The sequence below is a fragment of the Caballeronia arvi genome, assembly GCF_001544695.2.
In the GTDB taxonomy this organism is placed as follows: Bacteria; Pseudomonadota; Gammaproteobacteria; order Burkholderiales; family Burkholderiaceae; genus Caballeronia; species Caballeronia arvi.
In genome coordinates this window covers 1-14,830 of the sequence record NZ_FCOM02000097.1, presented here as the reverse complement: position 1 = coordinate 14,830, position 14,830 = coordinate 1, and the positions used below count along the sequence as shown (strand labels likewise).

The 14,830-nt window shown below is 59.3% G+C and carries 15 protein-coding genes and 1 pseudogene; 10 read left to right on the top strand and 6 right to left on the bottom strand.

Annotation, left to right across the window (positions count from 1 at the left end; translation table 11 throughout):
* Positions 1-40: 40 nt before the first annotated feature.
* Positions 41-340 (bottom strand): hypothetical protein, encoded by a 300-nt coding sequence (locus AWB74_RS41210; protein ID WP_087039505.1) that lies wholly within the window; start codon positions 338-340, stop codon positions 41-43.
* 439 nt (positions 341-779) lie between these two features.
* On the opposite strand from AWB74_RS41210, the gene AWB74_RS41205 reads away from it, so the two are divergent.
* Positions 780-1,928 (top strand): IS481 family transposase, encoded by a 1,149-nt coding sequence (locus AWB74_RS41205; protein ID WP_061152295.1) that lies wholly within the window; start codon positions 780-782, stop codon positions 1,926-1,928.
* A gap of 69 nt (positions 1,929-1,997) precedes the next feature.
* The gene (locus AWB74_RS46680) at positions 1,998-2,153 is read left to right on the top strand and encodes a hypothetical protein (protein ID WP_160110381.1); all 156 of its coding nucleotides are present in this window, start codon (positions 1,998-2,000) and stop codon (positions 2,151-2,153) included.
* A gap of 105 nt (positions 2,154-2,258) precedes the next feature.
* On the opposite strand, the gene phaP is transcribed toward AWB74_RS46680, so the two are convergent.
* Both phaP and AWB74_RS41195 read right to left on the bottom strand, forming a co-directional pair.
* Complete coding sequence (phaP, locus tag AWB74_RS41200; protein WP_087039504.1) at positions 2,259-2,834, bottom strand: TIGR01841 family phasin; 576 nt, start codon at positions 2,832-2,834, stop codon at positions 2,259-2,261.
* A gap of 409 nt (positions 2,835-3,243) precedes the next feature.
* On the bottom strand, positions 3,244-4,296 hold the full coding sequence (locus AWB74_RS41195; protein ID WP_061152293.1) for a glycosyltransferase family 4 protein: 1,053 nt from the start codon (positions 4,294-4,296) through the stop codon (positions 3,244-3,246).
* A 535-nt stretch (positions 4,297-4,831) separates the two neighbouring features.
* On the opposite strand from AWB74_RS41195, the gene AWB74_RS41190 reads away from it, so the two are divergent.
* From AWB74_RS41190 to AWB74_RS41180, 3 genes are all read left to right on the top strand, one after another.
* Entirely contained in the window at positions 4,832-5,026 is a 195-nt protein-coding gene (locus AWB74_RS41190) for a DUF2934 domain-containing protein (RefSeq protein WP_087039503.1), read from the top strand.
* 104 nt (positions 5,027-5,130) lie between these two features.
* Positions 5,131-5,349 (top strand): hypothetical protein, encoded by a 219-nt coding sequence (locus AWB74_RS41185; protein WP_061152292.1) that lies wholly within the window; start codon positions 5,131-5,133, stop codon positions 5,347-5,349.
* A gap of 267 nt (positions 5,350-5,616) precedes the next feature.
* Positions 5,617-6,330 (top strand): YrzE family protein, encoded by a 714-nt coding sequence (locus AWB74_RS41180; RefSeq protein ID WP_061152291.1) that lies wholly within the window; start codon positions 5,617-5,619, stop codon positions 6,328-6,330.
* Positions 6,331-7,371: 1,041 nt separating this feature from the next.
* On the opposite strand, the gene AWB74_RS41175 is transcribed toward AWB74_RS41180, so the two are convergent.
* The gene (locus AWB74_RS41175) at positions 7,372-7,638 is read right to left on the bottom strand and encodes an EAL domain-containing protein (protein WP_235024900.1); all 267 of its coding nucleotides are present in this window, start codon (positions 7,636-7,638) and stop codon (positions 7,372-7,374) included.
* Positions 7,639-7,948: 310 nt separating this feature from the next.
* Between AWB74_RS41175 and AWB74_RS41170 the strand changes: the two genes are divergently transcribed.
* Together AWB74_RS41170 and AWB74_RS41165 are read left to right on the top strand one after the other, a co-directional pair.
* Positions 7,949-8,443, top strand: coding sequence for a hypothetical protein (locus tag AWB74_RS41170; RefSeq protein ID WP_061152288.1), 495 nt, complete (start codon positions 7,949-7,951; stop codon positions 8,441-8,443).
* On the top strand, positions 8,436-9,434 hold the full coding sequence (locus AWB74_RS41165) for a phage integrase family protein (RefSeq protein WP_235024899.1): 999 nt from the start codon (positions 8,436-8,438) through the stop codon (positions 9,432-9,434). Before AWB74_RS41170 ends, AWB74_RS41165 begins: the two co-directional genes overlap by 8 nt.
* 175 nt (positions 9,435-9,609) lie before the next feature.
* Here AWB74_RS41165 and AWB74_RS41160 read toward each other — a convergent pair.
* Positions 9,610-9,924, bottom strand: a pseudogene (locus tag AWB74_RS41160) (FCD domain-containing protein); the annotation flags it as partial.
* Positions 9,925-10,310: 386 nt separating this feature from the next.
* On the opposite strand from AWB74_RS41160, the gene AWB74_RS41155 reads away from it, so the two are divergent.
* Complete coding sequence (locus AWB74_RS41155; RefSeq protein WP_235024898.1) at positions 10,311-11,069, top strand: inositol monophosphatase family protein; 759 nt, start codon at positions 10,311-10,313, stop codon at positions 11,067-11,069.
* A 651-nt stretch (positions 11,070-11,720) separates the two neighbouring features.
* Positions 11,721-12,761: a hypothetical protein gene (locus tag AWB74_RS46120; protein ID WP_143749468.1), complete on the top strand. Its 1,041-nt coding sequence runs from the start codon at positions 11,721-11,723 to the stop codon at positions 12,759-12,761.
* Positions 12,762-13,811: 1,050 nt separating this feature from the next.
* Here the strand turns inward: AWB74_RS46120 and AWB74_RS41140 are convergent.
* Entirely contained in the window at positions 13,812-14,027 is a 216-nt protein-coding gene (locus tag AWB74_RS41140; RefSeq protein WP_061152285.1) for a hypothetical protein, read from the bottom strand.
* 30 nt (positions 14,028-14,057) lie between these two features.
* Here AWB74_RS41140 and AWB74_RS41135 point away from each other — a divergent pair.
* On the top strand, positions 14,058-14,830 hold a 773-nt coding region (locus AWB74_RS41135), incomplete at its 3' end, for an ABC transporter substrate-binding protein (RefSeq protein WP_200822106.1).

The window sequence follows — 14,830 nt, the reverse complement described above, 5'->3', positions numbered from 1 at the left end:
CGTCTCAGAAGTGCGAGTTCAGCATCCGTCGCAACGCGCCTTAGCGCGCCAACGACGGATATTTCAACGGCCTGCTAGGCAGTCGACCGCTTAGAACCTCCTGCACTTTGAACATCGCGATCTTGGGGTCGCCTTGCTCAACGAGGTTGCGAGCCGTAATAAGAACGTCTTGGTCGAATGGATCAGGAATTAGAAGTCGCTCGACCTCCCGTATAAACCGAAGCACGTCAACACAGAGTAAGTTCGGATACTTTGCCGTTCCGTAGCGATTCAGTTCGTTGACCAGCACGGTCCAGCGGTCGGTCAATTGACTGATAGTTTCCTGATCGAAGGCGTTCATGGAAGCTCTTATGTATTTGCGAACATGTAATGTTTCCCGGGCATGCATCATCGCGCTATTAGGTATTCCCATACGAACCGGCGCGTGAGGTACCATTGCTGGGCGAATCTCGTCCACGTCTGCCGTTCTCGGACCTGCCTTCGCCCCTCACATCGGCTCTTCATACCGCCAAGCCGATCCTCATCCAATCCTGACCAACTCATAATCAAAACCATCGCCCCGCGAGCGAGGGCTAACCGACTGTGCCTGATGGAGCAGTAATTAAAATTCCTGGGTGCCATCAGCTTATTCGCGATTTTTACGGGGGCTGTGCATTCGCTTTTTGATTGCCCGTTCCGGCGGGCTTTTTTGGCTCGCCTGTATAGACCGGGGACATAGCTGACAGATCTGGCGGAGACATGGTTGACACTTTTGGGCATCGAAACGCCTGGACCCAACCATGCCTTGGAACGCACAAAACGCCATGCAAGTTCGCCTCGAATTCGTCACGCTTGCCACGAAAGCCGAAATTCCCTTCAGTGAACTGTGCCGCCGCTTTCGCGTGAGCCGGCAGACTGGATACAAATGGGTCGAGCGCTACCAGGCCCACGGCCTCGAAGGCTTGATCGAGCGCTCCAGACGGCCGCACGCCAGTGCGAATCGAACCTCTGACGAAATGGAGTCGCACGTACTCGAGATGCGTACCCGGCATCCCGCCTGGAGCGCACACAAAATCGGCCGACGCTTGCGTGATCAGGGCTTGCAGGGCGTACCGGCCGATAGCACCCTCAATGCGATCTTGCGTCGCCACGGCTGCATCAGCGCGCAAGCCTCGGCCAATGCCACGGCCTGGATACGTTTCGAGCGCGAGCAGCCCAATGAACTCTGGCAGATGGACTTCAAGGGGCACTTCGCGCTGCTCGATCACACCCGCTGCCATCCGCTGACGGTGCTGGACGACCATTCGCGATTCAACATCGTGCTGCGCGCATGCCAAGCTCAGAACACCCAGACGGTGCGCGAGCATCTGCAGAACGCCTTCGCCGAATATGGCCTGCCTCAGCAGATCAACACCGACAACGGCGCGCCGTGGGGCACGCCCAGCAAACCGGGTGAGCTTACCGAGCTGGCCATCTGGCTGATTTTGCTGGGCATTCGTGTGAGCTACAGCCGTCCCTATCACCCGCAGACCAACGGCAAGGATGAGCGCTTTCATCGCTCGTTCAAGCGCGAAGTGCTCAGCCATTGCAGCTTCACCGGCATGAGCCAGGCGCAAGCCGAATTCGATTGCTGGCGCCGCATCTACAACTTCGAACGCCCGCATCACGGCATTGGCATGAACACGCCGCACACGCGCTACCAGCCCAGCCCGCGCATGATGCCCAGCACGCTGGCGCCGCCCGAATACGGCCCGTGCGACGAAGTACTGCGCGTGGGCTGGAACGGCAAAGTAAGGTTTCGAGGCCAGCATCTGCGCGTGTCCAGCGCACTGCACGGACGAGACATCGCGGCACGACCGAGCCGTGAAATCACCGATGCCTATGACTTCTACTTTGCTCATCATCGACTCATGACGTTTGACCTCAACCAGCCCGATGCGCCAAGATAAATGTGTCAGCGATGTCCCCGACAGAAGTGTCAACCATGTCCCCGGTCTATACACTCGCCTATGAAAAGTATGTACAGGAAGCTCAGTACCGGTCAGAAAACTTTCTTTTTCATGGTCAGCGCGCTGGTGACGCTGAGCGGGATAGTGGAGGAGAAGTCCTACGGTTTTGCCGGGGTAGCGCCGTTGCTCTTGCTGATCTACTTTCAAGTCGATAACCGCAACTGACGATTCCTGTAGCTCCCTTCATGCTCGAGGAACCGCTGGCGTAAAAAAGCCCGCATGCAGCGGGCTGACGAATGCGGCGAAGAGGCTTTTAGCGCGGGGGTCAACTCAGCGCTTCGCGCCCGCCTTCAAGGCGCGCGCGGTCTGCTCGTCTGTCTCCTGTAGATCTGCCGCGGCCGTGGAAGACGCATCGACCGTCGTCCGGACAACGTCCGTATTCGCATCGGCTACCTTGCTCGCGATTTCATTGGCGACCTGCGTCGAACGGTCTGTAACGTCCGCCACCAATGCAGACACGCCTTGCGCAGCAAATTGCCCTTGCTGTAAGGCTGATTCGAACGCGCCCTTCACGTTGATGCCGTACTTTTCATATTGGCTGAACGCTTCGTTGAAAATGTCCGCCTCGGTCGCGCGGACAATCGAGAAAAAGTGCCGACTGTATGCCGCAGCCTTTTCCGGGAGCTCGGCAAAAAGCGTTGATTCCCATCCCAAAAAGTCGCTGGGTCTCGCAGCAGTCCCAGCTTTTGCCACGGTGGTGCTCTCCTCCCACAGCGTCTTCACCGTTTGGAGATTCAATTCGGCCAACTGCTGGATGCCATGTGCGTAACGCTGGGTCACATTCGCCATGATTTGAAGATTGGCATTGGCAATTGAGGAAGCTTGTTGAGGAATAAAAGGTAACATCGACTGCTCCTATAACGTAAAAACCGATCGCTTGTCAGTTCCTGCCCTTCAAGCCGATCGCGCATCGCAAGAACGCACGATCAGCATGCCGCGCCAGCGCATTCGCCCAAGTTGTAGCTGGGTGTTTTTGTTCCCTTAGTCACTCGTAGCAAGATCATGTTGGCCGATTCGAGCAAGTCTTCAGCGAACAGACCGGGGCGCACCGCATGAAACTGGCGCACGACACGCCCGGCTACGAACTCGAATTGCCAGCACTGAACGTTCCCAGAGGCGCTCTCGTCCCGCAGCGTTCAATCCATCCCCTTCTTGTCGGCCTCAGGCCGCCATGCCGCCGCATCCATCACTGACAACCAGGCCGTTAGGCGTAGGAAGGCGAGCAGATGGATTGTCCGTCGCAACTGCCCTCGACTCACTCGGCCAGCATCGGTTTGCAGCTTGTTGAGCCGGCGAGTGCGGTGTATTGATCGACGTATTTGCTGGCCATCGTGTAAGCCTCAAACCGCTCAAGGAAGCGAGCGCGAATCGTCGCGCGACAAAGCGTCTCCGCGCGACCCAGCGCCTCCACGGCACCATCAACGTCATCGACGATGTAGCCGGTCACGCCGTCCTCGACAATCTCACAGACGGAGCCCCGATTGAACGCAATCACGGGCGTGCCACACGCCATCGCCTCGATCATGACCAGCCCAAACGGCTCGGCCCAGTCGATCGGAAACAGCAACGCCTTGGCGCCCGACAGAAACGCAGGCTTCTGTGCGTCGGAGATTTCACCGACAAACTCAACATGCGGTTGTGACACCAATGGGGCAATCGTCGTCATGAAATAATCATGGTCCGCCGGGTCGACTTTGGCTGCGAGCTTGAGCGGCAAGCCGGCGCGCGAAGCAATCTCGATGGCCAGGTCTGCTCGCTTTTCCGGGCTAATCCGTCCCAGGAAGGCGACATACCTTGCGCAGCGGTCCAACTGCGGCGTCAAGAGGTTCCCTGGTAATCCGTGATAGATCGTGCCGAGCCAGTTGGCTTGCGGCAGCGGGCGGCGCTGCGCGTTCGAAATGGAAATAACCGGCACCTCGGAGAACAGGTCGAACACGGGCTGGAGTTCTGGAAGATCGAGCCGACCGTGTAGCGTAGAGAGGAAAGGAATGCCGAGATCGTAGAAGCGCGGGAACGGCAGATAGCTCAGATGGAAATGCAGGATATCGAATTCGTGTGCGACACGGCGGACCTGCTCGAGCAACACCATGTGTGGCGCGTAACCGTCCTGGATCGCTTCCAGACGAAGGGCGCGCGGACACGCAGCAACAAGCCGCGCGGCGGTGACGGAGTCGCCGCTGGCGAACAGGGTAACGTCGTGCCCGAGTTTCACCAGCGTCTCGGTCAGATAAGACACCACGCGCTCAGTCCCGCCATAAAATCGTGGCGGCACCGCCTCATGAAGCGGCGCAATTTGAGCGATACGCACACGTACTCCCTTGGATCCCGGCGACGGTCGGCGCGGTAGCGTCCGCGTCCGCGACAGCTCGTCTGGGGCGTCTCTATGATGGCTGTTTCTTGGCCGGCACGATGCGGGGACGAGGCCAATGGCTCGATCGTGCGCCTCCCTGATCGCGTACCTCATAGCCCTAGGTTGACCTAACCCCTGCAAATGCAGCGAGTAGATGCGGGCAAGTGGCATGCCTGATAAGCGCCCCTTCTGCGATGATCGGAAGCCGCTCAACGGACAGCATGGCTAAACGCGAACCAATCCATGAGCGCGCAGGCAACGGGGGAGGGAAAGTAAGGCATCGGGGCAAGTCGTAGGTGCTCTAATCGGGAAAGGCGCCACGTCCGGCTACGATGAGCTTGCTGCTTCTTCAGGCCTGGCGTTTGCGCATGAAAGTTAATCTGAAGCGGAAACCCGACGGTCCACAACGCAGCGACTTCTCGGGAAACGCTGTCTTAATACGTTCACGAATCGGACGCTGTCTAAGCGCCGAGCAACCAGCGAGGGGCGAGAAATGGACGCACCGGTTACCGAAGAACAAATACGAACGTTGGCCTATCGACTTTGGGAGGAAGCGGGCAGTCCCGAAGGTCGATCGGAAGCGTTCTGGGCGCAGGCATTGAAACAGCTTGGCATTCAGGGCGACGGATCTGACGATACACGTATGACCGACAGCCTGCCCAACGTTGCACCCATCCAAAACGAGTAACGCTTCGGCATACTGTGCATTTCAGTTCGCTCGCAACTGCTGTCGGGCAAAGGCACTCATCCGCTAAGGCACTCATCCGTTCAATGGTTCAATGCAGCCCTGCAATGCACGATTCTCTGTACGCGCAATTACTTGCCTTGCCGGTCGGCGCAGCGCTCGTGTTACCGCTGGGCGTCAGTGCGCAGAGCGCCCAGCACGCGATCAAGTCCGTGATCGAACATGATTCCAAGAGACGGTACGCGATAGGCGACCACATCGCGCGGCCACGACGAGCGGAAGTATTACGCCATGTGCGCATTGAGCGCCTGCCGGACGAGCTTTGATGAGGGCTTCGAGCCGCCAGCGCACGCTTCCCTCGCCTCACGGCACCGCATTCTGCGCTCTGAACTCCACGGCGTCCGAAAAGCGCGTCCGTTCTCGCCACAGAGCGTTTCTCCTCGCTTCCAAGTCGTAGCTTACGGCGCTCACCCAATAGCACGGGAGACATCAAACCAGTCCTATTAACACCAGCAATAGGCACAACGCTTGCGCTAGCTAAAAGCCGGTGCCGGTCCGTGCCTTGTGCGTTCACTTACTTACTGGGTGATCTTATGAAACTTCTCACCACTCGAGATGGTCTGCCGCGGCTGTCATGGGCTTCGATAATCGCCGGCGTCATTCTTTCCATGATCGTCTACCTGATCATGAGCGTTCTCGGTACGGCCATTGGCGCGTCCCTGCTGTCGCCAATGTCGAAGCCAGACCCGTTGCACGGATTTGGCTTTGGGTCTGGGGTCTGGGTCATTGTCACCACAGTACTGGCGGTCTTCGTCGGTTCGTACTACGCAGGGCGCTGCGCGCCGGTTCTCGGATGGCTCCACGGCCTATTGTCCTGGGCGGTGATGACGCTGCTTGTTGTGTACGGCATGACCTCGCTGATCACCGGCGCGGTGAGTACTGCGGGCAGCGTTGCAGCAACGACGGCGCAGGTAACCGCGACGGCCGCAAATCAATCGGGCACGAGCCCCTCGATAGTTGATAACGCCAAGCAGCAATTACCAGCGGCGGTCGCATCGGCGGCGTCGGCGGCTTCGAGTCCGCAAGCGGAACAGACGGCACGTGAGACGGCTGATACAGCCGCACGGGGTGTCGCGCGTGCGAGCTGGTTCTCGTTTGCGGCGCTCGTCGTGGGTGCAATTATCGCCATCGTCTCGGGCGGCGCTGGCTTTCGCCATCAGCCGCCATTTGAAGAAACGGGTGGCTCGGCAACTGACGATACGCCACCGGTGCGCAGCCGCGCAGTGCCAGGAGGTGGTCGTCTTTGAGCGAACGGTTTTCTGACGGTCGCTGCAATTAGACTTCCGTGCGATGCCGCGCCTGATCCATTCCGACCCAGTGCGCGCGTCGGCCGGCCTCCCTACCACAAACGCGCGGCGCGACTCGAATCATGTCACGCTTTGAGTTCATTGACGCAGAATAGCGCCTTGCCGCCTTGCCGCCTTGCCGCCATGCCGCCATGCCGCCATGCCGCCATGTCGATCGTTCGACTACGCGCGGTCGACAGAGTTGCTTCCGTTCGGTAACCATCAGATTGCTTGGACCCGGATGCGGGAATTCAGGCGCCTGATCATGGGCTCGTAGGTAGTGTTCGTTTCGGCACGGGCAAACCCTGGACGACCGAATGCTCGGCATATTTGCCCGTCTCGCGCGGCGCGCTATTGATTGGCTCGATGATCGCGCGTCGAGCATCGGCATCTGCTCGTGAATCAAGTCAATGGTACGTGAATCGTACCACTGCCTTGATTCGTTATCCTAATAGATATTCGGGCGCGGGAAAGTCTTCGTAGCCTGGGCGCATGAGCCGAGCCGCCCGGGCCATGCGTTGCAGCCTTTCCGCACGCTTCATTCGTGGCCTGAATGGCAATTTGAAGCGACCGGTCTTCCGCTGGCTAGCGGTCCTCCGACGCTAACTCGCCCAGGTACAGGCCATCGGCCCCGTAGATCTCTTCTTCGATAAAGCGACCGACATGACGTCCATCATGCGTGCGCAGTTGATCGTCGACGCGATACCCAAAAGATATGCCGCTCCAGGTCCAAAGCCAGCCCATCTTTCACCTCATTATTAATGGCGTTGCTGACGAGCGTTGCCTGTCTGGGGGATTTCTAAGGCGACAGAGCCGTCACTCGTTTGTCTGCACGGGTGCGGGAGGCGTCCCCGATTGCAGGCTGGCGAAGCTAATCATTGGAAGACCCCCACCAAATCTCGACGCGCTTCACCTATCATCGAGCTGCCTCTTCGCAGAGGCGGTACGCGGGCGGCAAACGCTCCGCACGGGCGTCACGGATTCGATCGCGATCCGATGCCACTAGACCGGTAGACACGCCGGCATCGCGAGTCCGAATCTCTCTGCAAATCGTGTCGGCAGCAACGGGCGGGCGAACAGGTAGCCCTGCCCCTCATGGCATCCCAGCCGACGCAGGATGTCGCGTTGTGGTTCTGTCTCAATACCCTCGGCGGTGGTTTCAACGTCGAAGCTGTGCGCCATATGAAGAACGGCGCGAATGACGGCGGCGTCACGATCCGATTCCAGCACGCCTTGGACAAACGAGCGGTCGATTTTGACGCGGCTCAGCGGGTAACGCTTGAGGAGGCTAAGCGACGCATAGCCGGTCCCAAAGTCGTTGAAGCCGGCATGTGCCCAGACCGGGTCGAGGTGCGTGTTCCCTAGCCTTCATCTCCGTGGCACTAGGTTTTTTCGCGTCATGAGGCTTTTATGCGGAAGAGATTGGCGGCCGGGATCAGTTTGTCGTGAATAATTCTAACCAGCGTCCGCGAACAAATCCGTTCCCGAAAAGTTAGGAGGTCTGATAATGTCTAATATCGGGATGGCGTTTCAGGGGTAAAATTGGGCTTTTCCGATTTACCAAGGAGGGCAGGGGCCCGTGGCGCAAGGCGCAGACGATTTCGACGACGATGACGAGGCCTTCGAGGCGTTTCCCGACCCGGAAGTCGCGCGCCTCGTGCTCGAACTCGAACGGATCATCACGCGGCGACGCCGCGCGGGCGCGTTGGGCCACCTCGTCGAAGGGCGGCCCGTGCCGCTGCCGGTGAAACCCAGCCACATCGAATTGCGCGTGTTGACGGCCCTGGCGCAGACCTACGGGCCCGTGCTGTTTGGCCACGACTTTGAGCCCGTGCTCGAACGCGTCGCGGAATGCGGTGCCGTGGTCGTGGTGCAGCGCGTCCTGTGGAGCGACTTGCCGGAAGACAACGGCCTCGCCGCGCGCCTGCTCGAGGCGCGCATCCCGTTCGAGATCCTGTGCGGCACCTGTCCCGAGGTGTTCATGGAGGAGGCACATGCCGAGCTGCAGGGCTTCCGGCCACGTCCTCCTACGCCACCGATGCAATCTGATGACCGAGAGCGCGACGATGGCTGAGCGCGACACTCGCGCGCGAGAGAAGCGCACCGACGACGAGCTCACCCCGGAGAAGCTCGCCGCAGAGCAGCTGACCCTTGAGCGGCGCTACACCACCAAGGACTTCATGGCGCTGCGCGCGTACGTGCAGCGGATTGCGCCCGCAGTGATCGCACGCACCTTCTACGACCCCGACGAAGATCCGCATGCGGCGACGCCTGGCGCCATGGAACGGCATCTCACCACGATGCTCGACACGCTGGTGCAGCTCGCGCTCGCGCACGGCTCCGCCGTGCTCGCTGATCACCTGCGCGCCTCGATCCGTCAGCACGGGCAACTGAAGCTGACGGCGGTCACGTTCCGCATGGTCACCGAAGCGGCGCAGCTGGCCGCGTTGCCGCCGCATCCGGACCACGCGATTAGTGCTTGGCTGCGTCCGCGCATCGCGCGGCGGCTCAAAGGCGACGGGCTGACGACGCTCGGTGAACTGGTGGCGTTCTGCAGTCGGCGCGGCGCCAGCTGGTGGCGCTCGATTCCGCGCATCGGCCCGGGTCGGGCGCGTGCGATCGTGAGCTGGTTGCGACGTCAGCAGGCGTCGCTGCAGCCGACGGTGGACGTCGATATCGGTTCGCTCGAGCAAACGGGCGTGGCCTTGGTTGCGGACGAGTTGATCGAGGCGGTGCCGGCGACCCAGGTGACGGGATCAGGTCTAAGCGGCGGCCTGGGCAGCGGCCCAAGTTCGGCGAGTCGACTGACGCTCGCGCCGCTCGAGCGGCTCACTGTGCCGCATGCGCTCTCCGGCGCCGACGGTGAAAACCGATCGACCGCGTTCTGTTATATCCAGGCCAACCACGACCTGGATGCGGTGCGCGCCTATCTGAACCGCTATCGTGATCAGCCTAAAACGCTGCGCGCCTACACCAAGGAGCTCGAGCGCTTCCTGTTGTGGGCGGTGGTGCTGCGCGGCAAGGCGCTGCAACCGCTGTCACCGCTGTTATCAACCGCCCCCTAAATAAGCACAGCACCGCCCCGCACGCGGCAGCGTTCTCTGCATGGGCCGGAAGTACCAGCGTTGCGCTCAGGCTGGCAACACCGACGGTGACTATTACTCGTTTCATCGAAGGTTGTCTCGACCCATTTTCATGACCCCGCTTACCTTCAGGCCTTGATAAACCTGGACTGCAGTCTCAAAACGCGGCGGCGCTTTCTGGCGTACGAAAAAGCATCTCGTTAGTCCGGCTGGACAGATGCGCGTGCGCTCGACTGGTGTGCTGTTCCGACAGACTCATCGCCCGTGCGACGTCTCCGCGCGCAATCGCTTCAGCGATCGCTTCGTGCTCGTCCCATACTCCTCTGCGCTGGCCCGGCGACTGAAGCATCGCGCCCATCACCTGTCGAAGATGAATCCAATGAACGCGGGCTGTATCGGCGATTAGAGGGTTACAGGACGCGTCGTAGATCGCTAAATGGCACCGCACACTATTGGCCATCTGGGCCGCCCGTTGATGTGCTCTTGACGAAAGAGCGGCTGACTGTACTTCGCGCGCCGGGCTCGATCGGGGTCACGCGCGCGGCGGGGTGCGTCCACTCAGATTGTTACTTCCGGCGCGAAACAAGAAAGCATCGCAGGGGCCGAGTGTTATCGCGATCGATTCTTGTTTTTGCGGATTAATGAAGACGATAGCAAAGCACGGTCGCCTATGCGACGGACTCACAATCAAAGCCCGCGGCATCCTTCGCTCCACGGCGAATCAAGCTGTCAGCAGGCTGAATCGGATGAAGTAGCGGTCTCACGGAGAGCGATGGTCAGCTGCAGCAACTAGGCGAACAGGTCACGGTCGAGCCACTCGAGGGCAGCGTAGGCGAGAGTCTTGCGCATCCGTTCACTATGCAAAGGGAGGACGACGGACGTGAGGCTGACCGACATCGAGCGATTTCTGGATCAACTTGGCGACGAAGCGCGTGCTCTTGCGATGCAACACTTCCGCACAGGAATCGACGTCGAAACGAAGTCCGACGCGACGCCCGTCACGAAGGCGGATCGCGCTATCCGACGCATGTCCTCGTCGGCGAGGAGGAGGGCGGGCGAATTGCGGACGGCATAAGCTGGGTGATTGATCCGATCGATGGTACCAAGAGCTTTGTGACCGGCTTGCCGCTGTTCGGAACGCTCGTCGCAGTTCTTGAGGATCGACGGCCCATCTGCGGGATGATTGAGGCGCCAGCCATGCGCGAGCGATGGATCGGTGTACCTGTTCGAACATCGCGCAACGGCGAACCGTGCGTGGTCAGTGCGTGCGCGCATCTGCGCGACGCGCGGCTGTGCTCGACGGACCTGAGGATGTTTTCAGGTGAGGCTGCACGGGCATTCGCGACACTTGCGCGCGAAGGGCGCGTCACGCGGTTCGGCACGGATTGCTATGGCTACGCGATGCTCGCTTCAGGTCACGTTGATCTCGTCGTCGAAGACGGTCTGCAGATTCACGACGTCATGGCGGTCGTTCCAGTCATCGAGGGCGCGGGTGGCATCATCACGACATGGGCTGGCAGTGCTATCGATGAGGCCTTTCAAGGCGACATCATTGCGGCGGCGACGCAATCGCTGCACGATGAAGCCTGTCGGTGGCTAGGCCAGCCGCGAGTTTGAAGCAACAGCGGGACGCCAAGCTCTGCTTGTTCAGACCTTGTATCGCCGACTCCCACGACTGCGCTGGTCCCCCGGCCGGATAGAGGCGCTATTGGGGAAGCGCCTCAGAAATCGGAGCGACCGGTTCCTACGCGTGCGAGGTGCTACGACGATGTTCACAAGTTCGCACGGACCGAAGAAATTTCGGCTGGATCGCGAAGCGCTGGTTTTTCGAGGATCGCGCACGCCGTGTGCGGTTGTTCATTTTCAGTGAGCAGGCTCGCCTCGAACTCGCGGGCGCCAGGGTGGCTTCACGCTGTTGCTCCCACAGCATTAGCACAGCCGATAAGGCTACCCTGGAAAAGAATTTGGGACGCTACGTCGCGCTGACTCTTTCGAAGGACTCGCGTTCAAGGAGGGATCTCAACCGCCTGTTGGTTTAGGTGATTCAATCCGTACGCGTTTTGGTTGCTACACCGGCGACCATTCCGTTAGGCGATTCAGCTATGAACTTTTGCAGCCAAATGTTTCCGCAAATGACGGCGGCCTTTACTTTATTGCTAGGATGCGTTAAATCCGTATCCGTGCCGTTCCTCCCGAACAGCATTTACGCTCGGTACTTATCAACCGAAGCAGCCCGGACGTTCGCCATCTTCCGAGTGGAGGTGCCTCGTGATCGGAATCTTGCGATTCGCACATCTATTCGCCAGCGGCACCGGTTTGATTGCGACGTTTGCTTTTGCCGACGAGTGCCAGGCCATTCGGGCAGTGACCGTCTCGGCTCAGCGCGATTTCGTCGCACATATCATCGGCGAAGATCCCAAGCACACGGAGCGCGTTGACGGTGAGGCCGTTTATCATCTTGCACGTTCACCGATGCCAGATCTTCTTCGTTGCGACGTCGCTGCGCCGGTACAGCCGCCTGCCCTCGAATGCATTCCAGCGGAGAGCAATCTAATTCCGTCGGTTGCGCGTAGTCGCACTAAGTCCGCGCTCGTCAAGATAAGTGAGTGCGTTCGGGAACCGATAGTGGGCCCTCAACGCGTGCCCGGTTCAAAAGGACTGCAGCAATGGTTTGTCACCGACTGGCGCGAACGTTGGCCGACGCGCTATCGGGTCCTATGGAGTTCATCGTTGTCCGAGCCTGCCTGGCGAATGGACGTGACGCCTGTGGTAAGCGATTCGATCGACGAGGTGGGCCGGGCCACGCGCAGCCAAAAATCGAAGGACCGTTCGGCGGGCGGGCACGCTTGCAAGCAGATGTTTGCGATCGTCGCCGCAGCGCAGAACGATTTTCGTTCCACGCTAGGTCGGTTCAGCGAGAAGGGAAGCGACATGTCGCTCTATGTGTCGTCGCTGCGGCTGATGGATTTCGATGTCAAGGTGGGCGTAGGCGGCGGCAGTCCCAACATGCTTTTCGCGGAACGCGTTGTGCGCTCGTCCATGACGCTAAGCGAGGCGGAGCGGATGGGTGAGGCCGCAAGCCGGGCCGTCAGTTCGTGCCTGCAGGTCCGAGCGGAACGCATCGCGGATAAGATTTACCCGGATGGCAACGTCGAACTTATCTGGCGTCTGGCGGACCACTATGCAGCACGACCCGTACTCGTATTCACGGTCGTGCGATACGAGCCTAAGCGCGCAACGGTAAGCCGCACGGCAATTCGAATAGAGCGGGACGCAGGGAGCATCCAACGAAACGGCCGTGCTCAGTGATGGAACGCGCCGACCCGGAGTCGATTGCTGTGTAACGCTGCGGGGCTGACGGCTATACGGGTGGTGGGATCGGCGAGTTCGTCGTCCGGATCTCGTCGCCGCGTCGCAATGCTCCGCGATATGGGCGTCCCTATCTTAACCATTTGGCCAAGCGTTCTTTCAGGTACAGGTGGTCCATCGTCGTCCTTTTTGCGTTCGTTCAAAGCGTGACATCAAGAAAGAGGAAAAAACCTCCAAATGGCAATCATTCGCGTGAGAAGCGAACTTCTGCAGCGGTGTCTGTCCGCACACCGCGCGTGTCGTACTAGGTCTTCTTAGCTGCTCGCGGACGGACCTCCCCTTAGATTTCTCTCCTGCTGAGAGCCCGTCGGCCTTCTTTAAGCGATTTGAGAAAAACAAAACGGCGACCAATAAGTATTCCGAATAAAGACCAATCGTTCGAACCTACTTATCCTAGTATTCATTTTGGAAGGGTGAGCAGAAGACCTCAATAGCCCCATACTCGGCTTGCAGGCATAGTCTAGGAGGTCATTTAATGCGAAGCGTTCTTTTTCGAAGCGGAGAAATAATCGCCCTAGGGGTCGCAGGCTCTTTCGCAAGTTTGCTTGCGGCAGCCGAATGTCCAACGTATGTAGAATTACGTTCCGGAACCGTCTTCGACATTGCGAGGATGATAGAAGATAGCGGCTCCCCGTCGGATGCGCTGGCAAAAGCACGTGCGGACGTAGCCCAAGTCAACGCCTTTGGAGGCTGCGCGAGCCTGGAGCGCAGCCCGAGATACCAAATTTGTCAAGAGATCATGGCTGCAGCTAACGCGGCGATAGCTGCTTTGGAAGCTTGTGCGAAAGACAGGTCATCTAACGCCGTTGTAGACCGCAACATACGTAGTGATCCTGAATAATGCATCATGTATTCTCTATAACAGTTGGGCGCATCGGGCCGACTTGCCGCTATCCGCATCGGCCTCGCGATGCAACGGCGGCTCATTACAGGTGGGGGTGTCCGCCTGCGATTTGGTAAACGGTATCCCGTTCCTTCGCGCGAGAAGTCTTAGAAAAATACGAACGGCCGCTCATTCAAAAAACAACTCCAGAGGTCAAGCACCGGTTTGGTGTAGTGGTGTAGGGAGACACGATTGATGATCACTGCCGCCCACAGCTCCTTCGCCCAGCAGTCCAGCAGCGGGCCGAGCCCTGTTTTCAAGAGCTGTCTGGCGCGACCGCGCCGATCGGAGCTTTCGCGGCCAGAAGCAAAGACGAGCACCATCGAGCGACTCCCATGAAGACGAGAAACGCAATACGTCGTGCGCTGGTCTTCAAGGTCGCATTTGCTGGACTTTCGGTTTGCGCGGCACAACTTTCCAGCGCGGCAAATGTCACCATCGCTACGCTCAACGGTCCAGCCATGCTGGAACTCAAGAAGCTTTCCGCGAGCTTCGAGAAGGCGAACCCCGATATCAAGCTGAATTGGGTGATCCTCGAGGAAAACATGCTTCGTCAACGGGCGACGACCGATATCACCACGAACAGCGGCCAGTTCGACGTGGTCGCAATCGGCACATACGAAGCGCCCCAGTGGGGCAAGCGCGGCTGGCTGGTGCCGTTGACCGATCTGCCTGCCGATTACGACCTCGACGACGTGGTCAAGACCGCGCGCGACGGCCTGTCCTACGATGGCCAGCTCTACGGGCTGCCGTTCTATGTCGAGAGCTCGATGACCTTTTATCGAAAGGATCTCTTTGAGGCAGCTGGGCTCAAGATGCCGGATCAGCCGACTTACGACCAGATCAAACAATTCGCCGACATACTTACCAATAAGCCAAAGGGTCAGTATGGGATCTGTTTGCGTGGGAAGGCGGGTTGGGGTGAAAACATGGCCTACGTGTCGACCGTGGTGAACACCTTCGGTGGACGCTGGTTCGATGAAAACTGGAAAGCGCAGATTGATACGCCCGAGTGGCGCAAGGCGATCGCCTTCTATGCAGACCTCTTGAGGAACGACGGGCCGCCCGGAGCGAGCTCGAACGGCTTCAACGAGAACTTGACGTTGATGTCGTCCGGGAAGTGCGC